Origin of the sequence: Streptomyces sp. NPDC007929 (assembly GCF_042959065.1) — a bacterium.
GTDB lineage: Bacteria > Actinomycetota > Actinomycetes > Streptomycetales > Streptomycetaceae > Streptomyces.
Genome location: NZ_JBIBKD010000003.1, coordinates 209,725 through 232,203 on the forward strand (window position 1 = coordinate 209,725; position 22,479 = coordinate 232,203).

19 protein-coding genes, 1 pseudogene and 1 riboswitch are annotated in these 22,479 nt (G+C 72.7%); of the genes and pseudogenes, 9 read left to right on the top strand and 11 right to left on the bottom strand.

Features of this window, described 5'->3' with window-relative positions; translation table 11 throughout:
- Window position 1: 1 nt before the first annotated feature.
- From ACFZDE_RS10550 to fahA, 4 genes are all read right to left on the bottom strand, one after another.
- Window positions 2–229 (bottom strand): ferredoxin family protein, encoded by a 228-nt coding sequence (locus ACFZDE_RS10550; RefSeq protein ID WP_003992261.1) that lies wholly within the window; start codon window positions 227–229, stop codon window positions 2–4.
- A gap of 33 nt (window positions 230–262) precedes the next feature.
- Window positions 263–1,051 carry a UTRA domain-containing protein gene (locus tag ACFZDE_RS10555; protein ID WP_391199304.1) on the bottom strand — a complete coding sequence of 263 codons (789 nt, stop codon included), beginning with the start codon at window positions 1,049–1,051 and terminating at the stop codon, window positions 263–265.
- 215 nt (window positions 1,052–1,266) lie between these two features.
- Window positions 1,267–2,205: a M48 family metalloprotease gene (locus tag ACFZDE_RS10560; RefSeq protein WP_390993924.1), complete on the bottom strand. Its 939-nt coding sequence runs from the start codon at window positions 2,203–2,205 to the stop codon at window positions 1,267–1,269.
- A gap of 217 nt (window positions 2,206–2,422) precedes the next feature.
- The gene (gene fahA / locus ACFZDE_RS10565; RefSeq protein ID WP_391199306.1) at window positions 2,423–3,634 is read right to left on the bottom strand and encodes a fumarylacetoacetase; all 1,212 of its coding nucleotides are present in this window, start codon (window positions 3,632–3,634) and stop codon (window positions 2,423–2,425) included.
- A 310-nt stretch (window positions 3,635–3,944) separates the two neighbouring features.
- Here fahA and ACFZDE_RS10570 point away from each other — a divergent pair, with 310 nt between their 5' ends.
- The 5 genes from ACFZDE_RS10570 (at window position 3,945) to ACFZDE_RS10590 (ending at window position 11,221) form a co-directional block, all read left to right on the top strand.
- Window positions 3,945–5,234 carry a DegT/DnrJ/EryC1/StrS family aminotransferase gene (locus ACFZDE_RS10570; RefSeq protein WP_391199309.1) on the top strand — a complete coding sequence of 430 codons (1,290 nt, stop codon included), beginning with the start codon at window positions 3,945–3,947 and terminating at the stop codon, window positions 5,232–5,234.
- A complete protein-coding gene (locus tag ACFZDE_RS10575) occupies window positions 5,227–7,563 on the top strand; it encodes a lipopolysaccharide biosynthesis protein (RefSeq protein ID WP_391199312.1) in 2,337 nt (778 codons plus the stop codon). The genes ACFZDE_RS10570 and ACFZDE_RS10575 overlap by 8 nt, the downstream gene beginning before the upstream one ends.
- A 243-nt stretch (window positions 7,564–7,806) precedes the next feature.
- The gene (locus ACFZDE_RS10580; protein WP_391199890.1) at window positions 7,807–9,666 is read left to right on the top strand and encodes a glycosyltransferase; all 1,860 of its coding nucleotides are present in this window, start codon (window positions 7,807–7,809) and stop codon (window positions 9,664–9,666) included.
- Window positions 9,663–10,091, top strand: coding sequence for a hypothetical protein (locus ACFZDE_RS10585; RefSeq protein ID WP_390992922.1), 429 nt, complete (start codon window positions 9,663–9,665; stop codon window positions 10,089–10,091). Before ACFZDE_RS10580 ends, ACFZDE_RS10585 begins: the two co-directional genes overlap by 4 nt.
- Complete coding sequence (locus ACFZDE_RS10590) at window positions 10,088–11,221, top strand: glycosyl hydrolase (protein WP_391199315.1); 1,134 nt, start codon at window positions 10,088–10,090, stop codon at window positions 11,219–11,221. The genes ACFZDE_RS10585 and ACFZDE_RS10590 overlap by 4 nt, the downstream gene beginning before the upstream one ends.
- Window positions 11,222–11,261: 40 nt before the next feature.
- Here the strand turns inward: ACFZDE_RS10590 and ACFZDE_RS10595 are convergent, their stop codons facing one another.
- From ACFZDE_RS10595 to ACFZDE_RS10605, 3 genes are all read right to left on the bottom strand, one after another.
- Window positions 11,262–12,104 carry a polysaccharide deacetylase family protein gene (locus tag ACFZDE_RS10595; protein ID WP_391199318.1) on the bottom strand — a complete coding sequence of 281 codons (843 nt, stop codon included), beginning with the start codon at window positions 12,102–12,104 and terminating at the stop codon, window positions 11,262–11,264.
- Entirely contained in the window at window positions 12,101–13,564 is a 1,464-nt protein-coding gene (locus ACFZDE_RS10600) for a glycosyltransferase (protein WP_391199321.1), read from the bottom strand. The genes ACFZDE_RS10595 and ACFZDE_RS10600 overlap by 4 nt, the downstream gene beginning before the upstream one ends.
- A gap of 78 nt (window positions 13,565–13,642) precedes the next feature.
- On the bottom strand, window positions 13,643–14,728 hold the full coding sequence (locus ACFZDE_RS10605; protein WP_391199323.1) for a GNAT family N-acetyltransferase: 1,086 nt from the start codon (window positions 14,726–14,728) through the stop codon (window positions 13,643–13,645).
- Between the two features lie 171 nt (window positions 14,729–14,899).
- Between ACFZDE_RS10605 and ACFZDE_RS10610 the strand changes: the two genes are divergently transcribed.
- Complete coding sequence (locus ACFZDE_RS10610) at window positions 14,900–15,748, top strand: Cof-type HAD-IIB family hydrolase (protein WP_390992934.1); 849 nt, start codon at window positions 14,900–14,902, stop codon at window positions 15,746–15,748.
- Here the strand turns inward: ACFZDE_RS10610 and ACFZDE_RS10615 are convergent.
- Complete coding sequence (locus tag ACFZDE_RS10615; RefSeq protein ID WP_390992937.1) at window positions 15,712–16,488, bottom strand: transglycosylase SLT domain-containing protein; 777 nt, start codon at window positions 16,486–16,488, stop codon at window positions 15,712–15,714. The genes ACFZDE_RS10610 and ACFZDE_RS10615 overlap by 37 nt on opposite strands.
- A 5-nt stretch (window positions 16,489–16,493) precedes the next feature.
- Window positions 16,494–16,667: riboswitch (cyclic di-AMP (ydaO/yuaA leader) on the bottom strand.
- Between the two features lie 501 nt (window positions 16,668–17,168).
- Here ACFZDE_RS10615 and ACFZDE_RS10620 point away from each other — a divergent pair.
- The 3 genes and pseudogenes from ACFZDE_RS10620 to ACFZDE_RS10630 all read left to right on the top strand — a co-directional run.
- Window positions 17,169–18,179, top strand: coding sequence for a polyprenyl synthetase family protein (locus ACFZDE_RS10620; protein WP_390992940.1), 1,011 nt, complete (start codon window positions 17,169–17,171; stop codon window positions 18,177–18,179).
- A 230-nt stretch (window positions 18,180–18,409) separates the two neighbouring features.
- Window positions 18,410–19,690: an outer membrane lipoprotein carrier protein LolA gene (locus tag ACFZDE_RS10625; RefSeq protein ID WP_391199326.1), complete on the top strand. Its 1,281-nt coding sequence runs from the start codon at window positions 18,410–18,412 to the stop codon at window positions 19,688–19,690.
- Window position 19,691: 1 nt separating this feature from the next.
- Window positions 19,692–19,829, top strand: a pseudogene (locus ACFZDE_RS10630) (ATP-binding cassette domain-containing protein); the annotation flags it as partial.
- A 35-nt stretch (window positions 19,830–19,864) separates the two neighbouring features.
- Here the strand turns inward: ACFZDE_RS10630 and ACFZDE_RS10635 are convergent.
- The 3 genes from ACFZDE_RS10635 to ACFZDE_RS10645 form a co-directional block, all read right to left on the bottom strand.
- Window positions 19,865–20,446 (bottom strand): NAD(P)H-dependent oxidoreductase, encoded by a 582-nt coding sequence (locus tag ACFZDE_RS10635; protein ID WP_391199892.1) that lies wholly within the window; start codon window positions 20,444–20,446, stop codon window positions 19,865–19,867.
- Between the two features lie 83 nt (window positions 20,447–20,529).
- On the bottom strand, window positions 20,530–21,825 hold the full coding sequence (locus ACFZDE_RS10640) for an amidase family protein (RefSeq protein WP_391199329.1): 1,296 nt from the start codon (window positions 21,823–21,825) through the stop codon (window positions 20,530–20,532).
- A gap of 47 nt (window positions 21,826–21,872) precedes the next feature.
- Window positions 21,873–22,376 carry a DUF6668 family protein gene (locus ACFZDE_RS10645; protein WP_391199332.1) on the bottom strand — a complete coding sequence of 168 codons (504 nt, stop codon included), beginning with the start codon at window positions 22,374–22,376 and terminating at the stop codon, window positions 21,873–21,875.
- Window positions 22,377–22,479 lie beyond the last annotated feature (103 nt).

Here is a 22,479-nt window from a genome sequence, read left to right on the forward strand (position 1 = left end):
CTCACCGGAGCAGATAGGGCATGTTGACCGTGACGGCTCCGGTGGGGCAGCGGGCCGCGCACGGGCCGCAGTACCAGCACTCGTCGACATGCATGTAGGCCTTGCCGTTGCGCTCGTCGATGGCGAGGGAGTCCAGCGGGCACATGTCCACGCAGAGCGTGCAGCCGTCGATGCACTTCGACTCGTCGATGGTCACGGGCACGTCGGCCCGCTGGGGCGCCAAGGGCATGGCTGTCTCCAGGGATGTGCGCGAGCGGGGTGGTTACCGGGTCCGGTGCAGCAGGCCGCTCATGGTGATGCGGTCGCCGCGGAAGCGGATGAACTCCAGGTCGACCGGGCGGCCGTCCGCGAGGTGGGTGAGGCGTTCCAGCATGAGGACGGCGGCGCCGCGCGGGGCTTCGAGCACGGCGGCCGAGTGGGTGTCCGCGCTGACCGCTTCCAGGGTGATCTCGGCGTGGCCGAGGTGCCGGCCGGTGACGGCTTCCAGGAGGCGGAAGACGTCGGTGTTCTCCAGGTCGGCGCCGAGCAGTTCGGCGCCGATGTCGAGGGGGATGTAGGTGAGGTCGAGGGACAGGGGCAGGCCGCCGAGCCTGCGCAGGCGTTCGATGTAGAGGACGTCGGTGCCGGGCGCGAGCCGGAGGCGGTCGGCGACGGGGGCGGGGGCCGGGGCGGGGCCCATGGTGCGGACCTCGTTGGTGACCCGCCCGTGTTCACGCAGGGTCTCCGCGAGGCCCATCAGGCGGTCCAGGCCGTGGGGGTACTTGTGGGCCACGACCACGGTGCCGACGCCGGGCTGACGCTCCACGAGACCCTCGGCCCGCAGCAGGTCGAGCGCCTCGCGGACCGTGTTGCGGCTGGCGCCGTACTCGGTGGCGAGGACCGACTCGTGGGGGAGGGTGCCGCCAGGGAAGGCGCCGGTGAGCGCCTGCTGGCGGAGCAGGTCGGCCAGTTGCCGGGCCCGGTCGGCGCGCAGCCGTCGCCGCGCGCGGTGGGCGGCGACGGTGGTCGCGGCTCCCTGTCCGGCGTGGTCTCGGATGCGGTCACTGGGCATGGCTCGGACCATACCTATCCGATAGGAAAAGTGGTGTTGCGGGAATGTTGCGCCATCGCGAGTGTGATCGGTTCGACTCCTGACCTGCGGTTTCGGCCGGCCCGCGGGGAGATCCGCCACCACGGAGCGGAACGGCAGGGAACGGAACGGGCGGGAATGGAACGGCAGGGAACGGAACGGCACGCCACACCGCGGCACGGCGCGGGCCCGTCCGGCTACGACAGCGCCGTCAGCCCCGGGGCGAACGCGATCAGCAGGGGGAGCAGCGGCACGAGCGCGGCCGTCGTGGTGGTCAGGGCACGGTGCCGGCGGTCCAGCCGGGGCGGCGGTTCCAGGAGCCGGTCGACGCGCTCGCCCAGCAGGCGGTTGCTGGAGGCGCAGGACAGGACGCCGCGGTGCTGGTTGAGCTCGATCAGGGCCAGGGCGGTCGTCAGATGGCCGCAGCGGCGGGAGGCCGTGTCGTCGGCGGCCAGTTCGACCAGGCGGTGCGTCTGGTCGCAGAAGTGGGCGAACAGCGGGATGCGGGGGAAGCCAGTGGCCAGGGCCGTGGACAGGTGCAGCAGCCAGTCGTGGCGGGCCCGGGCGTGGCCGCGCTCGTGGGTGAGGACGGCGTCGAGCTGGTGGCCGGTGAGGCGGTGCAGGGCGCCCGTGGTGACGATCAGCTGGGGCGGGCTCCCCGGCATCCACCAGGCGTCCGGGTACTCGTCCTCCAGGACCAGCAGCGGACCCTTGGCCGCCGGCAGCCCGGCCGGCAGATCGGGGGCGCGCTCGCGCAGATGGGCGCGGGCCTGGGCACGCCGCCTGCGCGCCTCGACGAGCTCCCGCGCGAGCATGGCGGTGGTCCAGGCGGCGCCGCAGGCCAGCAGCAGGGTGAGGGCGGCGGCCCACGGCGGGGCGGTGGACAGGTCGTACGCCGCTGTCACCGCCGGAGGCGCCGGGGCGAACAACTGGGCGCGGACCGTGCCGAAGACGGCGGCGGCGCCCAGGGAGAGCGCCGTCACGCAGGCCAGCAGGACCGTGGCGACCAGGCACTGCCAGACCCACAGCGCGACCACCGGTTCCCGCTCGGGCCACGCGGCCCGGGTCAGCGCCCGGGGCACGGGGACGGCGGCCGTCACGGCGACGACGCTCAGCAGGAGCAGGCAGACGGTCATGGCCACGGGCTCCGGTTCCTCGTCGGAAGAGGGGCGGACACGGGTGGTGCGGGGCAGGGCGGCCGCTGTGCGCACCGAGGGCCACGACGAGCGCGACGTACGTGCGGGCACACCGCCCCGCGCCCAGTATGACGGGCCGGGCGGTGTGCGTCAGGGGTCGGACGGCAACGGAAGGGGCCGAGGGGGCGAGCGTCGGCTGGCCCCCGGCCGTCCGGCGTCAGCCCTGGACCACTCGCCCGGTCACCTCGCCCAGCCCCACCCGCGCGCCGTCCGGCCCCGGTGCCCAGGCCGAGAGGGTCACCACGTCGCCGTCCTCCAGGAACGTCCGCTTGCCGTCGGGGAGTTCGAGGGGCTCGCGGCCGTTCCAGGTCAGCTCCAGCAGAGAGCCGCGCTCACGCTCCGCCGGGCCGCTGACCGTGCCGGAGCCGTAGAGGTCACCGGTGCGCAGGGAGGCGCCGTTGACGGTCATGTGGGCCAGCTGCTGGGCGGCCGTCCAGTACATGGTGGAGAAGGGCGGCTCGGAGACGACGTGGCCGTTGATCGCGACGCTGATCCGCAGGTCGTAGCCGCCGGGTTCCTCGTCGCTGTCGTCCAGGTACGGCAACAGCTCGTGCGTCCGGGCCGGAGGCGCCACGAGAGCCTCCTCCAGGGCGTCCAGCGGGGTGATCCACGCCGACACCGACGTGGCGAAGGACTTGCCGAGGAACGGGCCGAGGGGCACGTACTCCCAGGCCTGGACGTCGCGGGCGGACCAGTCGTTGAGGAGGCACAGCCCGAACACGTGCTCGCGGAAGTCGCCCAGGGCCACCGGCGCGCCCATCCGGGACGGCACGCCGACGACGAAGCCGACCTCGGCCTCGATGTCCAGGCGGACGGACGGGCCGAAGACGGGGGCGGCGTCCGTGGGGGCCTTGCGCTGACCGGAGGGCCGGGCGATCTCCGTGCCGGAGACGACGACCGTGCCGGAGCGGCCGTGGTAGCCGATGGGCAGGTGCTTCCAGTTGGGGGTGAGGGAGTCCTCCGCGTCCGGGCGGAAGATCTGCCCGACGTTTCGGGCGTGGTTCTCGGAGGCGTAGAAGTCGACGTAGTCCGCGACCTCGAACGGCAGGTGCAGATCCACCGACGACAGGGGGTGGAACAGCGGGGCGACGGCCTCGCGGTGGGAGGGCACGGTCACCCAGGCGGTCAGCGCCCGCCGCACGTCCGACCAGGCGGTACGCCCCGCGGCCAGCAGCGGGTTGAGGGTCGGCCGGGCGAGCAGGGAGGCGTACGGCGAGCCGAGCGCGTGGGCGGCGGCGCCCGCGTCCAGCACCTGGTCGCCGAGCCGGACACCCACGGTCCGGTGGGACGAGCCGGGCAGGGAGAACACGCCGTACGGCAGATTGTGCGGGCCGAAGGGGTCGCCCTCGGGGACATCGAAGGGGGGCATCGGGTGCTGCCTCGCTTTCGGGTGTGCCAAGTCGTCGCCACGTCTTCGTGGTCGTGCCACACGTTACGGGTGACTCACCGGTCCTGGGCAGAGTCCGAGGAGGTGGAGGGGGACGAACGGGGCAGGTGGGCCCGGGTGGGCCCGGACGGGGCGACTCCGGCGGGCCGGACGGGACGCCGCATTCGTACGTGCCGGAAGTTATCCACAGGACGTGACGCAATCTTGACGGAGCGGTGCGAACGGGGCGACTCTGGGCGGGTGCCGGAAGGCCTCGGGGAGGGGGCTTTCCGACGGCACATCTGGGGGGCGGATGGCCATAGGGGAGGCCGGTCCGGGTTCGGTGCGGCGTGGTGCACAGCCGAAGCGGCTGGAAGAGACCATGCGCGCCCGGCTCGGCCGGGAATGTGTGTACGTACCGTCGTGCCGTTTCGGGCTGTACGTGGCGCTGCGCCACTGGTGCCCGCCCGGCGGACGCGTGCTGATGTCGCCGGTCAACGACGACGTGATCTTCTTCGTCGTGCTCGCGGCCGGACTGCGCCCGGTGCAGGCGCCGTTGAACCCGCTGGACGCGGCCATCGACATCGATGCCGTGCCGGACGAGGTGTGGGGCTCGGTGTCCGCCGTGCTCACCACGAACCTGTACGGGAACCCGGACCCGGCGCCGCGCCTGCGGCACAAGTGCGACGCGCTGGGGATCCCGCTGTTCGAGGACGGGGCGCACGCGATCGGCAGCCGGGTGGGGGACCGGCCGGTCGGGGCGTGGGGCGAGGCGTCGGTGTTCAGCCTGTCCAAACACGTCGGGGCGAAGGCCGGAGGCATGCTCTCGCTCGCCGACCCCGGGTTACGGGAGGCGGTGGAGCAGACCTGCGCCGGACTGCTCGCGCCGCGCCGCACGAGCGCCGAACTCGCCTACCTGGTCCGGCCGTACGCGGAGGCGGCGGTGCGCGGACTGCGGCTGCGGCGCGCCGCCCGGTCCGCGATCCGGCTGCTGGGGCTGGCGGACCGCGAGGACATCCGGATGCCGCTGCGCCCGGACGAACTCGCCCGCGCCGCCCGCGAGACACCCGGGCTCGACGCCCACCACCCGTGGGTGCGCGTCGACATGCACGACTACCGGCTTCAGCCCGGCCGGCTGCGGCTGCGGCGCATCGGCCACGAGCTCGACCGGTTGGAAGAGGTGCTGGACGCGTGCCGGGCGGGCACCGAACTGCTGCTGTCCACGCCCTGGGCCAAGCCGCGCGAGGGCCAGGGGACGCAGCCGCTGTTCCGCGTCCCGCTGTTCGTGGCCGACCGGGACGCGGCGATCGCGGCCCTGGCCCGGGAGGGCATTGTCGTCGGCTACCTCTACGACCCGCCCCTGGACGACTACGCCGGCCCGGAGTTCACCGACCCCTCACCGGCCCCCGAGGCGGCCCGCTGGTTCGCGCGGCACGCGCTGCCCGTGGACCCGCTGCGGGCACGGACGGTCGTCGAGGTCCTGGAGCGCTCCGGGGCACGACCCGTCCCGGCTCCGGCAGAACGGCCCGGGAACCGGCCGGCGCCGGGAGAACGGCCAGGGAACCGGCCCGCGGCGGGAGGGCTGGGACGCTCCCGTGGCTGAGATCCAGGTGCACGAGCCCGCCGCCGCGCGCACCGACGGCGGCGGACCGAAGCCCGCCGACAGTGACCACACCCACGACTCCCTGTTCAAGAACGCCTACTTCCTCATGCTCAGCACCGGCGTCTCCGCCGTACTGGGCCTGGGTTTCTGGCTGGTGGCCGCCCGCTACTACACGGAGGAGGCCGTCGGCCAGGGCTCGGCCGCGATCGCCGCGATGCGGCTGCTCGCCAGCATCACCGCCACGACGATGATCGGCGCCGTCGTCCGCTTCGTCCCGCGCGCGGGACGCGAGACCGGGCGCCTGGTGTGGGGCACGTATGTCGCCAGTTCGCTGGTCGTGGCGCTCGCCGCCGCCGTCTTCCTGCTCACGCTGGACGCCTGGGGAGCGTCCTACGCCCCGCTGGGCACACCCATGGCGGGCGCGGTGTTCGTCGCGGCCTGCGTGGCCTGGGCGTTGCTCACCCTCCAGGACGGGGTGCTCACCGGACTGCGCAAGGCGGAGTGGGTGCCCGCCGGGAACGCGGTGTTCTCCGTCGGGAAGCTGGCCCTGCTGGCCGTCTTCGCCGGCACGCTGCCCGTCCTCGGCATCTTCGTCTCCTGGGCGGTGGCGATCGCCTTCTCCACGCTGCCGCTGGGCTGGCTGATCTTCCGCAGGCTCATCCCGCGCCAGGCGGCGGCCGACCGCGACAAGGAACCCCCGAGGCTCAAGGAGATGGGCCGCTTCCTGGCCGGGGACTCGCTGGGCGCGCTGTTCAGCCTGGCGATGATCAACCTGCTGCCGGTGATGGTCGCCGTCCGCTTCAGCGCCGCCGAGAACGGCTACTTCTACGTGGCCTACACCGTCGGCGGCACCATGGAGTTCATGGCCATCAACATGGCCTCGTCGCTCACCGCGCACGCCTCGCACGACCCCCGTCAACTCGCCGACGGCGTCCGGGGCGCACTGCGGCGCATGACCCTGCTGCTGGTCCCGGTCGTGGCCGTGCTGGTCGTCTTCGCCCCGTACATCCTCACGCCCTTCAGTCCGGACTACGCCGAGCACGGCTCGACCGTGCTGCGGCTGCTCGCCCTCGGTGCCCTGCCCCGGGTGGTGGTGGAGCTGTACATCGGCGTGCTGCGCGTCCAGGGGCGCACCGGTGTACTGGCCGCGCTCCAAGGGACCATGTGCGCCCTGGTGCTGGGCAGCGCCGCCGTGCTGTTCACCCCGGCGGGGATCGCGGGGGCCGGCTGGGCGGTACTGCTGAGCATGACGCTGATCGCCGCCGTCTCCACGGCCGGACTGCGCGCGGCCCTGCGCCACGACGACAGCGCGCCCCCCGCCCGTACGCCCGCCGACCTCGCCTACGGCACGCACTGGGCGAAACTCAACGCCACCGCCGGATACGGCACGACCTGGGCCCGCCGGGCCGCCTACCAGCCCAGGGACGGCGACCAGGACACGGTCACGCTGTTCATCGGACGCCCCGGATACGAACGCGAGGCGCTCCAGGCGGACACGCTGGCGCTGATCGTGCGACCGGACGGACCCACCAGGGAACCCCCACCTCCGTCCCTGGAGTCCTCGGATTCCTTGGAGCCCGTGGAGCCCGTGGAGCCCCTGGATCCCGGGGAACCGGATCAGGAGCCGCGCGAGCGGCGGCTGCGCGGCGCCCTGTGGAGCCTGCTCGCGGTGGCCTGCCTCTTCTTCCTCGCGCCGCTGCGGGACCTGCCGTGGCTGGACGGCGCCTCCCGAGCCGCCCTGACCGGACGGCAGTTGCTGGAGGGCCTGCCCCTGCCGTCGCTCACCGCGGGCGGTCTGCTGCTCGTGGTGTTCGTCGCCGCCGTCACGCTGAGCACCCGGCGCGACCCGTGGCTGCCCGGCACGGCACTGGCCGCGGCGCTGCTCGCCCTGTACGCCGCACCGGTCGCCCTCGGACGGGAACCGCGGGCGGTGGACGGGGCGTTGTACGAAAGGACGGCCGGCTTCCTGGCGGACGTGGCCGGGCTCGGCGGGCCCGAGCCGCTGCTGCGCTGGGCTCCGCCGGTCTGCCTGCTGCTGTGTCTCATCCCGTTGGGGCTGCTGCTCGCGAGGGCGGGCGGCCCGCTGACATGGCCGGGGCGCTGGGGGGTTCTGTATCTCGTGGCGGTCGGCGGCTGGGTGTGGCGCGACGCGCTCGCACCCCTCGCGCCGCCCCTGCTCCTCGCCCTCGCGCTGCTCGTGCCGCTCCACCACGCCGTGTCGGCGTGGGCACGCACCCGCACCCGCACCACGGCCCCGGCCCGCCCCACGGCCGACCGACCACCGCAACAGAGCCCGAACAGAGCTGAAGCAGAGCCCGAACAGAGCTGAAGCAGAGCCCGAACAGGGACCAAGCAGAACCCGAACAGGCCCAAGCAGAGCCCGAGCAGAGCCGAAGAGAGCAACCGCCAGGGGGGAACCACCGTGCGTCCGCCAACCACACCGAGGGAGAGATCCACGCCGGAACCCACACCCGCCCGGGACGGCGCGAACACCTCCTCCAGCCGCCCCGAGACGGCCAGCCAGGCCTCGAGCCCCTCCTCCTCGGAGTCCTCCAGCCCGGCCCACGCGCCCGTGACGGACCTGTCCGACCTGCCCCCCGCCTGGTCCGGGCGGGGTGCCCTGGCCTGGCCCGCCGTTCCGCTGCTCGTCGCGCTCGCCCTGTGGGCGTACGCCATGCGGCACACCGACGTCTCGCGGCTCGACGACTACGGGCTGGTCAGCGCGCTGCACCCGACCTTCTGGGCGGGGCTCGCGGTGCTCACCACCGGCTTCTGGTTCACGGTCCGCGACGCGCAGCGGCCGGCCGCCTGGTCGGCGGCGTACGTGCTCGGTCTGCTGGTGATGGAGCGGGCCACCCAGGCGGTGCTCTACCCGACCCCGCTGTACGCCTGGGCGTGGAAGCACGAGGCCGTCATCGACCACCTGCTCACGGCCGGAGGCCTGCAGACGGCCGATCAGGTCGGCGACATGGCCGTCTACGACCAGTGGCCGGGCTTCTTCGCCGCCCAGGCCGCCCTGCAACGGCTGCTGGGAGTGGACTCGGCGGCGATGTTCATGGCCTGGTGGCCCCTGGCCTCCAGCCTGATGCTGCTGCTCCCGCTGCTGCTGATCTACCGCACCTTCACCGAGGACCGGCGGCTGATCTGGACCGCGGTCTGGCTGTTCTACGTCGCCAACTGGGTCGGGCAGGACTACTTCTCCCCCCAGTCGGTGGCGTACGCGCTGCACGTGGGCGTGCTCGCCGTCGTCCTGCGGCGCTTCGGGCGATCGGCGGTGCGGCGGGACCGGCCGCGACTGGCCGTGTGGACGGTGGTGATCACCGTCATGGTCGTGGCGATCGTCATCTCCCACCAGCTCACTCCGGGCATGCTCGTCGTCTGCCTGCTCGCCCTGTGCCTGAGCCGCCGCTACCGCGACTGGGTGCCGGTGGTCACGACCGTCGTGATCTTCCTCGCCTGGTGCCTCACGGCCGCGCTGCCCTTCCTCTCCGCGGCGATGCCCGACATGATCCGCTCCATCGGCGACGTCGGGGCCAACGTGGAGACGGGCTACGGCGCCACCCCGACCGGCACCGGAGCGATCGCCACCTCCTGGGTGGCCCGGCTGCTCTCCGGGTCCGTGCTGCTGCTCGCGGCCGTCGGAGTGCTGCGCCAGCGGGTGCTGCGCCACCGCGCGTGGCCCCTGCTGCTGGTCGCGGCGGCCCCGCTGCCGATGTTCGCGGCGAGCAGCTACGGCAGCGAGATGATCTTCCGGGTGCTGCTGTTCATGCTGCCCGGCGCCGCCTTCTTCGCCGCCGCGGCACTGCTGCCCAAGGTCCGCACCCTGGCCGCCGACGCCGCCGCCCAGGAGGCAGGCCAACGGCAGACCGCCACCGGCTCCGCCGCCCAGGAGGCCGGCCAACGGCAGACCACCGGCCCCGCCCCGGCCCGCCGGTGGGGGATCGCCACCTGGGTGCCGCTGGCGGCGCTGCTCGGCGGAACCCTGGCGTTCGTCCCGGCCTACTCGGGCAAGGACCGGATCAACTACTTCCCGCCGCAGGAAGTGGCCCTCGTACGGCAGCTCTTCGACCAGGCCCCCGACGGCTCGCTGGTCGTGGCCGCCAACCGCAACTACCCGGACGCGTACGCCTCCTACTGGAGCGTCGACCACTACTGGTTCCTCGACGACGCCCGCAGTCACGTCGACCGGATCGTCGAGAGCCCCGCCGCCACCCTCGCGCGGGACATGGCCGGGGTGGAGCGGCCCGCCCGGGCCTACTTCCTGCTCACCCAGGGGCAGCTGGCCAACTCCGAGATGAACGGGCAGCTCGACAAGGCGCAACTGGACCGCATCCAGAAGTCCGTCGCCGCCTCGCCGCGGTTCCGGCTGGTGGCGGAGAACAGCGCCGGGTGGCTCTACGTGCTGAAGCAGTCGGAAGGGGCGGAGCGATGACACCGCAGGAACTCGTGGTCCGGATGCTGCCCCCGTTCGGCGGCTGGCTGGCGCTGGCCGCGCTCGCCCTGCCCGGCGGGTCACCGCTGCGGGGCGCGGCGGTCGTGCTGTTCCTGGCGGCGGGCCCGGGCGCGGCCGTGGTCAGAGTCTGCGCCCCCGCCCTGGGGGCACGGCCGGCCGAAGGGCCCGTGGAGCGCCGGGACCCGGACTTCGCCCGCCACTCCGACCTGCTGGAACGGCTGATGCTGACGCTGTTCCTGAGCATCGCGGCCCTGATGCTCGTCGCGACCGTACTGATCGCCACGCACACCTTCAGCGCGCAGCGAGTGCTGCTGACGCTGACGCTGCTGACCACATTCGCCGCGTTCTGTCCGCCCCTGCGCGCCTCCCCGCGGCCGAGGACACCGAAGGGTTCCGCTCAGTGAGGTTCAACCGTCCCCACCGTCCCTTTCGCCGCACGCCGAGCCCGACCGGAGGGCAGCACCGAAAAGACCAGGAGCGGCCCGCCCGCCCTTCGGCAACGCGCCGGCGGCGACTGCTGATCACGTCCGCCACGGTCGTCGGCGCCGTCCTGGTCGCCGCCTTCGCCCTGCGCGACGCGTCGGGACCGGCCCCGGGAGCCGCCGACGCGGACTGCCGCCCCACGGCCCTCCTCGAACCACCCTGCGGCGCCTGGTTCGGCGCTTTCGTGCCGCACGAGCGCGACGACCTCCCGGAGAAGGTGCGCGCCTACGAGAAGCGCGTGGGACGCCAACTCGACATCGTGTACACGTACCACGACATGTCGCTGGCCTCGGGCACCCGGCGCGAGGGCCAGCTGCTCACCCCGGAGGAGCGGCGCGTCGGCGAGGACCACCTGCTGCTGCTCTCCTGGGAGAGCAAGTGGTGGGGCGGCACGAAGGCGCAGCAGCCGACGTGGCAGCAGATCGCGGCCGGCGAGCTGGACGAGAAGGTCATCGACGTCCAGGCCCGGCGCGTCAAGGCATACGGCAAGAAGGTGTTCCTCTCCTTCGACCTGGAGATGGACACCCGCACCCCGGCCAACGGCACCCCCGCCGACTATGTGAAGGCCTACCGCCACATCCACGACAGGTTCCGCGAACTGGGCGTGGACAACGTGGTGTGGACGTGGATCACCACCGGGTACCTCGACCACGCGGACGAGATCAAGAAGATGTACCCGGGCGACGACTACGTCGACTGGGTCGGCTACAACCAGTACAACTACTACCGCTGTCACCAGGCCGACTGGCTGACCTTCGCGCAGACGCAGGGCGCCACGCACGACTGGATCCGGGAGAACATCTCCGACGACAAACCGCTGATGCTCTCCGAGTTCGGCACCGCGGCGGACACCGACCGCCCGCGGCGGCAGGCCGAGTGGTACGCGCAGGTGCCCGGGGTGCTGAAGGGCCTGGACGGCGTCAAGGCCGCCCTCCAGTGGAACTACCGCGACCCCGGACCGCACTGCGACCTGGCGCTGGCGAACGACGCGGCCTGGGACAGCCTGCGCAAGGCGGTCGCCGACCCCTATCTCAACCAGCCGCTGCGGTAGCCCCCACCTCGACCAGCCGTTCAGGGGGTCGCTGCCGGGGTCACCCCGCGAACTCGGGTCCGTTCACCACCGCACGGGCTCGCCGGTACCAGCGCCAGACGATCGTCTTCGGCCCGTCGCGGTACGGCGCGACCCGCGCGCCCGTACCCGCCAGCCAGCCCTCGACGTCGGCGACGGTGTGGGAGCGCCGGACGATGAGCCGGGCGATGCGGTACCGCTCGTCGCGATCCGAGCTGAGCGCGTGCCGCACCGCGGTCGCCGTCTCGTAGCCCGCCCGGGCCGACATGGCCCGCACCCGGGGGCTGTTGTAGCCGTGCGGATAGGCGAGATGCCGGATCTCGTGCCCGAGGGCGTCCTCCAGCACCGCCTTGGAGGTGCGCAGTTCGTACGCCAGGGCCTTGGCGGACAGGGTGTCGAGCTGCGCGTGCGTGACGGTGTGACTGCCGATCTCCATGCCGGAACGTTCCAGCTCCGCCGCCCGGGCCAGGGGCATCATCGGTGCGGGCGGCAGCAGACTGCGGCCGCCCGGGGCGATGGCGCCGGTGGTGAGGTAGGCGGTGGCGGGCAGCCCGCGTGCGGCGAGGACCTCGGCGGTGGGGCCGGGCAGATCGGCGAACCCGTCGTCGAAGGTGAGCAGCACGGGCCGGGGCGGCAGGGGCGCCCGTCCGGCCAGATGATCGGCGACCGTACTGATCGTGACGGGCGTACGCCCGCTGCCCGCGATGACGTCGAGATGCGCCGCGAACTGCCGTGGCGTCACCGTGAACTCGGCGATCCACTCCGGTGGCTCGTCCATCACCGCGTGGTAGAGGAAGACGGGGATCGCCTCCGTGCCCGAGGGCGATATCGGCCCCTCACCCCGCGTACGCGCCGACGTCGTCATCTCGCCCCCCGAGCGGTCCGCTCCTGCTGAGCGGTCTTCTCCTGCTGAGCCGTCTTCTCCTGCTGATCCGTCTTCTCCGGCTGAGCCGTCTGCTCTCGCCGATCCGTCTTCTCCGACCCAGCAGCCTTCTCCCGCCGAGCAGCCTTCTCCCGCTGGGCCGTCGTCTCCCGAACCGCCGCGCGCAGCGCGTACCGCGCCCGCAGATAGCCGACCGGCCCGTAGACCATCCCCCGGCGCTGCAACCGCGACAGCCGCCGCGGCCAGGGATGCGTCCGCTCGTCGTGGTCGCCCGGCGTGCCGGTGCCGGTGCCGGTGCCGGTGCCGCCCGCCGCGTCCGTGTCGCGCACGGCCGTCAGCGTCCGGGCGTGCGCGAGCCCGCGCGGCAGCCTCGCGAGGAACGCCGGAAGCAGCGCGGGCCGGTTCACGAGCACCGCGGTGAGGTACGCCGTGAGCCCGGCGCCGTAGCCGTAGGCCTGGGTCTCCAGATCCCGCCAGGTCTCCCGGTGGTGGTGCCACACCAGGGCGTACGGCGTGTAGCGCAGCCGGTGGCCCTGGGCCAGGACACGGACGAACCCGTACAGGTCGTCGCCGCCCCGGGCCGCCGTGCCGGCCCCGGTCGCCGGGTCGAAACCGCCGACGCGGCGCAGCACCGCCGTGCGGAACGCCATGTTCGCGCCCGAGCCGAACCGCCCGGCCGTGAACGGGAACAGCGGCTCGTCGACCGGCGGGTGCGCCGGGTCGTACGTCCTTGGAGTGAAGCCTTTCGCGAAGCCGCCGTGGCTCTCCAGCAGCACCTGGGCCGGGGTCGTCAGCCGCGCCGGCAGGATCAGCCCGGTGCTGCACCCGAGTCCGGCGTCGGCGGCGAACGGCGCGGTCAGCTCGGTCAGCCAGCGCGGGTCGGCGACCACGTCGTCGTCGGTGAAGGCGACCACCTCGCCGCGCACGGCGTCCAGCCCGGCGTTGTGGGCGGCTGCGAGCCCCGGAACGGGCTCGCAGACGTACCGCACGCGCTCGGCGTACCTCCGCTCCAGAAGCTCCCGCGTCTCGTCCGTGACCGGCGCGTTGTCGACGACGACGATCTCGAACCGCGGATGGTCCTGCGCCAGCAGCGAGTCCAGCGCCCGGGCCAGCTGCCCGGCCCGCTCCCGGGTCGCGACGACGACGGTCGTGAAGGGTGGTTCGCCGGGTTCGCCGAAGACGGCCGGCCCGCACTCCGCCCGCGCCCGCTCGGCCAGTACCGCCTTCGGATCCGCCCCCTCCGATACCCGCCCGAGCAGGGTGCCCACCGGTCGGCCGCCCCTCCTGACCAGGACGAACACCTCTCCGTGCGTCACCGGCGGACTCCCCGGGCCGGGTCTGAGCACCGCCTCGTCACCGTCGAGGTCCAGCTCGGCGACCTGCACCGCCCCGATGTCCAGGAACCGCCGTATCTCCTCCCGCGCACGCCCCGAACCGGCCATGCGCCCACCCCCTCGTGAAGTCAGCAAGTCGGCAAGTCACAAGTCAGCAAGCAAGTCGTCAAGTCACAAGTCGGCGAGTCAGCCACGGCGCAGCCGGGCCGCGCCCTTCAGCGTCCGCGCGGCCAGCGACGCGAGCCGGGGCCTGCCGCGGACGAAGCTGTGCGCGCGGCGTGCCGGTTCGCGGCTCAGCCAGTGCAGCGCGGCGCCCACCCCCGGGCGGGTCACCGCGCCCTCGTACACGGGCAGTTCGCCCGTCTTCAGCGCGTCCTTGTACTCGGCCGCGCCCCGGCCCAGGTCGAGCGTGCCGATGCCCTCGGCGGCCGCCGCCTCCGCCATCCGCAGGTGCAGCACCAGACCCGGCGAGAACTTCGCGAACTCCGGGTCGTAGGCCGGGAACCAGCAGGCCAGCACCGAGGCCGAACGCAGCCCGAAGTGCGCCGCGACGGGCCGCTCACCGGCGTACAGCACGGACAGCGTGCCGCCGCACTCCGGTGCCCGGGTCCGGGCCAGCTGCCCGACGAGCCGGGTGATCCACTCCTGGGCGAACCGGTCCCGGCGGCCGGTCCTGCGGTACTGCGCGGACTTCCACTCCATGAGCGTGCGCAGCGCGGCCGGATCGCGTTCGTCGAAGACGAAGCGCAGCTCACCGGCCTGCCGGCCCAGCCTGCGCTCCTTGGCCAGTGTGGTCTTCAGGAACTTCGGCGACTGCGCGCGCAGCACCGACTCGTAGGTCTCGTAACCCTTCTCCACCTCGATGACGTAGGTGGCGTGCTCCTCGGCCGTGTACCGGACGAACAGCCGCTGCTCGGCCTCCAGATTGTCGAAGGCGAAACTCGACAGCGAGCAGGCCCCCAGCAGTTCGCCCGTCTCCACATCGAGGCCGGGACGCAGGATCGCGCCCTGCGCGTCGGAGACGCCGAGCCCGATCGCCCGGCCCTGGCCCAACGGGCCCCGCTCGTACGGCAGGAACCCGGCCGGCTCCAGCCCCTCGTACACCACGGCCACCCTGGCCCCGGGCCTGACCCGGCCGACGGCTTCGGTGAACTCCGGCTCCATGAAAGGGTTGCGCGGTGCCTCGGATGCGGCGCGCAGCGCACGCCAGCGCTCCCTCTCCCCTTCGCCGAGCTCCCCGGGCACGGCCACGCGAATGCGCCCACTGCTCAACCTGACCCCCCGATCAAGTCCCCCCTGGACACTTGGAAGGTACCGCTCTATGCGGCCTCTCGGGTAGGTAGCGGAGCATGTTGTTGCCAACCGGTGCAGAGGCCTTCAACCGGGCAATCGGCCTTCACCGTGCGATGAAACGAAGGGCCGCACTGTCCGTATTCTCTGATCATGGCCGCACCCATCGCATATTCACTCATCGCCACCGACCTGGACGGGACGCTGCTGCGCGGCGACGACACCCTCTCCGACCGGTCCCTCGCCGCGCTCGCGCGGGTGGCGGACGCCGGTGCCCAGCATCTCGTGGTGACGGGCCGGCCGGCGCCGAGAGTGCGGCCGCTCCTGGACGACCTCGGGTGCACGGGGCTCGCGGTGTGCGGACAGGGCGCGCAGGTGTACGACGCCGGCGCGGACCGGCTGCTGTGGTCCATCACCCTGGACCGGGAGCTGGCCGAGACCGCCCTGGGCAAGATCGAGGCCGAGGTGGGGCAGGTGTACGCGGCGGTCGACCAGGACGGGGTCGAGGGGCTCACGCTGATCGAGCCGGGGTATCTGATGCCGCACCCGACCCTGCCCGCCGTGCGGGTCGAGCGGCGCGACGAGCTGTGGGGCGAGCCGATCAGCAAGGTGCTGCTGCGCCACCCTCATCTGTCGGACGACGAGTTGGCGGCGACGGCCCGCTCGGTGGTCGGCTCGCTGGCCACGGTGACGATGTCCGGGCCCGGCACGGTCGAGCTCCAGCCGTGCGGGATCACCAAGGCCACGGGTCTCGCGCTGGCCGCCGAGCACCTGGGGCTGCGGCCGGCGGACACCATCGCCTTCGGCGACATGCCCAACGACATCCCGATGTTCGACTGGGCCGGCCACGGCGTCGCGATGGCCAATGCCCATCCCGAGCTCAAGGCCGTGGCCGACGAGGTCACCCTGTCGAACGAGGACGACGGCATCGCCGTCGTCCTCGAGCGACTGCTGGGCGGGACGGCTCAGTACGGGCCGTTGACGTTGTCGATCGAGCCGTAGCGGTCGGCCGCGTAGTTGCAGGCCGCGGTGATGTTGGCGACCGGGTCGTACGGATCCCACGAGGTGCCGTCCACGTGGTAGGCCTGGAAGGTGGGGTCGATGGTCTGGAGCAGGCCCTTGGACGGGGTGCCCGCGACGGCGTTGGAGTCCCAGTTGTTGATGGCCTGGGGGTTGCCGGACGACTCGCGCATGACATTGCGGTAGATGCCGTCGTACGACCCGGGGATCCCCTTCTGCGCCATGATGTCCAGCGCCTCGCGGATCCACCCGTCGAGGTTGTTCGCGTAGGTCTTCGCGGACGCCTGGGTGGCCTGGGCGACCCCGCCGGCGGGCTTGGCGGCCGGCTTGGCGGGGGCGGACGACTTGGTCGCCGTCTTCTTCGCGTCCGCCTTGGCGGTCTTCACCGTCAGCTTCAGACCCGGGTGGATCAGCTTCGGGTTGTCGCCGACGGCGGCGCGGTTGTCCTTGTAGAGCTGCTTCCAGCCGCCCGAGACGTCGTACTTGTCCGCGATGCGGGCGAGCGAGTCGCCCTTGACCACGGTGTACGCGAGAGACTTGGCGGGCTGGGCCGCGCGCGGCACGGACTGTGCGGCGGCGGGGACGCTCTGGGGTTCGGCGGCGCTCGCGTGGGTGGCGCCGATCAGCGGAAGGGTGAGTGCCGCTCCACCGGTACCGGCGGCGATGATGCCCCGGGTCAGCGGGTTGGTTCTGGTGCGACGGTGCTTGCCTCGTCCGGCCATGGTGATGTTCCTCTCCGGCGCCTGCGAGGTGAGCTGTCGGGTTCGGGCCGGGAGGTGCCCGGCCGCGTACGGCGCTGTGCCGTGCGCGGCTTCACCCCGAGCCGTGCCGCTGTGCGGACCGGCGACTTACCTGGGTCCCCCGCTCCTGCCCTGCGTGAGTGAGTCGGTTCTGTGGGGAGTCCGGGCGGCGGCAGGATTGGGCGTCCGCCGGACAGGGCCGGAACGTATGCGAGAGCACATGTCGGGAACAAGCACCTCAGTCACATATCGCGTGGTTGACCTTGGTCGGGGGCGTTTGGGCCGCTTGATCCTTTGCTGGAGTCAAGGCTCAACTGGCTTCCGGGGAACGGCGTTAGAGGCCGATGTGGTCAGGAGGGGGAAAAGGGGAAGCAGTGATTCAACTCACTGATCACGAGTCGATGGGGCAATTTCCGCCAAGGGGAATTCATCGGCTCATCACGGCAAATCGTGCATAACTCGCTACCCGAGGGTAAGTCGATAAATATCTGTTCTTATAGGTTGATCGAAAACATAAGGGTCGTGATCGCATACCGCCCGGCCTGTAACCATGGGCGCTGGCGGTGATCGAAACGTGACCGGATACGCTGACTCGAGTGAGGACAGCGACCTATCGACAAACCGCGTAGTCACCGGCAGACACAGCAGACAGGAGACCCCTCGTGACCGACGTCGGGCCGTTCGGGCTGAGCGTGCGGGACCAGGCTCTGGAGGCCGATGTCCAGGCCGGATTGGCGGCTGTCGAGGAAGGCTTGCTCGAAGCCACCAAGAGTGAGGTGCCCTTCATCACGGAGGCCGCCCAGCATCTGGTCCGGGCCGGCGGCAAGCGGTTCCGCCCGCTGCTCGTGATGCTCTCCGCCCAGTTCGGTGACCGCTACGCGCCCGGCATCGTGCCGTCGGCCGTCGTCGTGGAGCTCACCCACCTCGCCACGCTCTACCACGACGACGTCATGGACGAGGCCGCCGTGCGCCGCGGCGTCGCGAGCGCGAACACCCGCTGGGGCAACTCCGTCGCGGTCCTCACCGGCGACTTCCTCTTCGCCCGGGCCTCGCACATCCTGGCCGACCTCGGCCCGGAGGCCGTGCGGGTGCAGGCCGAGGCGTTCGAGCGGCTGGTGACCGGCCAGATCCTGGAGACGGCCGGACCGCAGGACGGCCGCGACCCCGTCGAGCACTACCTGGACGTGCTGGGCGGCAAGACCGGCTCGCTGGTCGCCGTGTCGTGCCGGTTCGGCGCGATGATGTCCGGCGCCGACGAGACGGTCGTGGACGTCCTGACCCAGTACGGCGAGCGGCTCGGCGTCGCCTTCCAGCTCGCGGACGACGTCCTGGACATCGCCTCCGACTCCCACGAGTCCGGCAAGACCCCCGGCACCGACCTGCGCGAGGGCATCCCCACGCTGCCGGTGCTCCGGCTGCGCGAGCGGGCGGCCCGGCTCGGACTCGCCGAGGACACCGCCCTGTGCGAGCTGCTCGACTCCGACCTCACCGACGACGCGCGGCACGCCGAGGCCCTGCGCCTGCTGCGGGCCCACCCGGCGCTGGAGCAGGCCCGGCAGGACACCGTCCGCTACACCCAGGACGCCCGTGCGGCGCTGGCCCCGCTGCCGGAGTGCACCGCGAAGGCGGCGCTGCTGGAGCTGTGCGACGCGGTGGTGCACCGGGCCGGCTAGCCCGTCTCCCCGTACGACCCCTACGGGTCGGGGGAGAAGTCGCCCCCGCGTGTCATACCCCAGCAGTACGCGGAGTTGAGCCCCGGGTCTGACGTATCTCCCCGGCCGATTTGGTCAGATGGTGACCACGGAAAACACCACTCCTCACCTGTTCGGGTGAGAATGGCGGCTCAGGGACGAGTGCGTGGACGACACGGACAGCCGCCGCCGACCACGGAGGTAGGGCACACATGGCACCGTACGCATCCGACGACAGCACGACCGCCGGGGAGGTCGACGAGCAGCGCTCCGGGCGGCACAAAGCCGCGCGGTACGTCGTCCCGGTCACGGTGATAGGGGTGGCGGCCGCGACGATCGGGCTGGTCCCCGCGCTCGCCGACTCCGGTGACCCGGACCTCCCGAAGATCACCGCACAGCAGCTCATCGAGAAGATCGCGAAGTCGGACGTCCAGCAGCTGTCCGGCACGGTGAAGATCAGCACCGACCTGGGCCTGCCCGACCTCGGTGGCCTGGAGTCCGGTCTGCTGTCCGGCGCGGCGAGCCAGGGCGAGGGCGGCTCCTCCGCCGACCCGACGGCCAAGCTCACCGAACTCGCCTCCGGCACGCACACCCTGCGCGTCGCCGCCGACGGCCCCGACCGGCAGAAGCTGTCGCTGCTGGAGAACGCCGCGGAGTACAGCGTCATCCACAACGGCAAGGACGTCTGGGGCTACGACAGCAAGTCCAACGAGGTCTACCACGGCACCTCTTCGCAGAGCCCGGAGCGCGGCGAGGACGGCAAGGACGGCAAGGACGGCAGGGACCAGCAGCCGCCCGCCACGCCGAAGGACTTCGCCGAGGAGGCACTGAAGGCGGTCGACGACACGACCTCCGTGACCGTCGACGGCACCGCCCAGGTCGCCGGCCGGGACGCCTACAAGCTCGTCGTGAAGCCGAAGCAGTCCGGCTCGACGGTCGGCGCGATCAGCGTCGCCGTGGACGCGAAGACCGGCATGCCGCTGAAGTTCACCCTGACCCCGGCGAGCGGTGGCGCGGCCGTGGTCGACGTCGGCTTCACGAAGGTCGACTTCGCCAAGCCGGCGGCCTCCACGTTCGACTTCACTCCGCCCAAGGGCGCGAAGGTGACGGAGGAGAAGGACCTCGACAAGGACGCGAAGGGCGCCCCGGGCAAGGCTCCCGGCAAGACCTTCGGCAAGGGCGGGGCGCGCGAACACACCCCCGAGGACGGCGAGGACTTCGGCAAGGGCCTCGACGGCATGAAGACCATCGGCGAGGGCTGGAACGCCATCGCCACCTTCGACACCGGCGGCGAGGGCGTGCCCTCGGGGAAGGCCGGCGGCGACTTCGGCGGCTTCATCGACTCGCTCGGCGACAAGGTCCACGGCAAGTTCGGCTCCGGCACGGTCTTCTCGACCCGCCTGGTCAACGCCCTCGTCACCGACGACGGCAAGGTCTACGCCGGCCTGGTCACCAAGGACGCGCTCGTGAAGGCGGCCGACGCCGCCCAGTAGCCCCAACGGCTACGGCAAGACCACCACCATCCGCATGCTGATGGGCCTCATCGAGCCCACCTCCGGCACGGCCCGGGTGCTGGGGCAGCCCATGCCCCGGGCCACCCGCGCCGTGCTGCCGCACGTCGGGACCCTCATGCGCGCTTCACGGCGAAGGACATCACCGCCTGACGCTCAGTCCTCGTACAGGAACCTGGCCGGGGGTGCCTCCTGCGCGAAGAAGGTCTTGGCGCGGGTCAGCGCCGCGTCGTCGGTCAGTACGTCACCGGGCTTGCTGCCGTTGCCGAGCAGCACTCCGCCGAAGCGCATCCCCATGTACGCCGCCGAGTTGTGCAGCGTCCCGACCAGCGGGTCGGCGACCACCTCCTGGGTGTGCGCGAGGGCGGTGACGCCCCACAGGGTGCGGCCGGCCAGGGTCGCCTTGAAGTCCAGGCCGGGCGTGCGCAGCCAGCCCGACCAGTAGTCGAGGTAGCGCTTGGTCTGCGCGGAGACCGAGTACCAGTACAGGGGCGAGACGATCACGATGTCCGTCGCCGCGAGCGTGGCGTCCAGCAGCCGGGCCACGTCGCCCTCGGTCGGGCGGACGTGGTCGCTGTCGTGCCGCAGGTCCTCGAAGTCCGGCACGGTGAGCTCGGTGAGGTCGATCCACTCCTGCTCGACGTCCGAGGGCAGTTGCTCGGCGGCCCGGCGGGCCAGCAGCTCGGAGTTGCCCTCGGCGCGAGCACTGCCCAGGACGAAGAGGAAGCGGCGGGTCATGGTGTCCCCCAGAAGAGTGGCGTACGACGACTGGATGCGCATGCATCATATGCGCGCGCATTCAAATCTGCCAGGGGTGTCCGTCAGCCTCCGGAACGCGCCTGCGCCTCACGTGCCACGGCCAGCAGCAGCGCCTCCCGCCCGTGCGGCGCGACCAGATGCAGCCCGGCCGGGCAGCCGTCCCCGCCGAAGCCGGCCGGAAGGCTCAGCGCCGGGTGCCCGCTGAGGTTGAACGCCCAGGTGAGCGAGGTGGAGTAGCGGTCCCCCGGCCCCTCGTGACCATGCGGGGCGGTGGGGGCCGTAGGGGTCAGCAGCAGCTCGGCGTCGGCGAACAGCGCGGCGAGGCGCCGGTCGTTCTCCGCCCTGACGCGGTGGGCCAGGGCCAGGCCGGGCCGGACCAGGTCGAGCCCGGCCGGTACGGGCTCCGCCGGGTCGGCAGGGGGCGTATCAGCATCAGCCTCGGCCAGGTTGGCACCGGGCATATCAGCCTCCGCCGGGTCGGCACCGGGCGTATCAGCCTCGGCCGGGTCAGCACGGCGCGTATCAGCCCTGGCCGGGTCGGCGCCGGGCGTGCGCAGCGCCAGCCACGCGGGCCCGGGGTCCACCAGCCGTACCGGCACCCGCGGCCGTACGAGCCGTACGACACCCGCGGCCACGAGCGCACCCACCGCGGCCCGGGCGAGCGCGACGGGCTCCTGGTCGGGTTCCGCGAAACCGAGGTCGGGGGACCAGACGGCGGTGACGGGCAGGGAGGGGCGGGCGGGCTCCGGCTCACCGGCCACCACCTGCCACCAGCACGCCGCGTCCGCGGCGGAACGGGCGAGCACACCGGGGACCGCGAGCCCCGTACGGTCGGCGGAGGGCAGTCGTCCGGCCGTGGTCTTCAGCCCCACCACCCCGCACCACGCCGCCGGGATCCGCACCGACCCGGCACCGTCGCCACCCGTCGCCAGCGGTACCAGCCCGGCCGCCACGGCCGCCGCCGCCCCGGCCGACGAACCGCCCGGCGTACGGTCGGCCCGCCACGGATTGACGGTACGGCCCCGCGCCCCGAGCCCCCAGGTCTGCCAGGGCGTACCCGGCCCGGGCACGGACGTCGCCCCCACGGCCACGGCCCCGGCCGCGAGCAGCGGACCCGCCGCGCGCAGCCCGTGCCGCCCCTTCACGGCGATCGGCACACCGGCCAGCGGCAGTGCGGGATCCGCACCGTGCCGGTCGAGCCGCCCGTCCACCTCACGCGCCCGCCGCAGCGCCTCCTCGCCCCACACCTCGACGAACGCACACAGCCATGGGTCGGCCCGCTCGATCCGCTCCAGGGCCTGCGCGACCACATCCACCGCCCGCGACTCCCGGGCCCGTACACCCGCCGCGATCTCCACGGCCGACAGCGGTACGCACAAGGGTGTGGCCGGCCCCGGGACGGCTGTCAGTGTGACGCCCCCGTCAGCCGGGCCAGGGCCCGTGTCTCGCGCGGTGGGTGTCCGAGCTCGCCGAGTCGCCAGGACGGCACCCACGGCACGCGGTACACGTCGATGACCGACTCCAGGGCCCTGACCCGCTGGGCGAGCGGGCGCGGCAGCCGGCCCGGGGCGTCCGCCACGAGGACGACCGCGTCCAGGTCGAGCCCCCGCGGTGCCCCGCCGCGCCGGAAGATCTCCACCGCCCCGGCGACCGTGTCCAGCCCGGCCGCGTGTGTCCGCGCGACCAGCAGCACCGACGGGGGATCGCCGGGCCCGGGCCAGGACCGGCCGCAGTCCTGGCCGCCGTAGACCTGGGCGAGCGTGGAGACGCCCGCGCCGCCGTGCGTGCCGATCCAGGAGAAGCGCCGTGCCGCGGCATGGGTGTGCGGGGGCTCCGGCGGCACCGGCTCCGGGGGTGTCACCGGGCCGCGCAGCCAGATCTCCGGTCCCTGTCGCATGCCTGTGTGCATGCCCCTCTCCTCCCTCGAACGCCCGGCCGTCATGCCCGTCACACCGCTCCGACCGGGGCCGACGGCCCTTGGGACGAGCCTGTGACACCGTGGTGACGTGAGA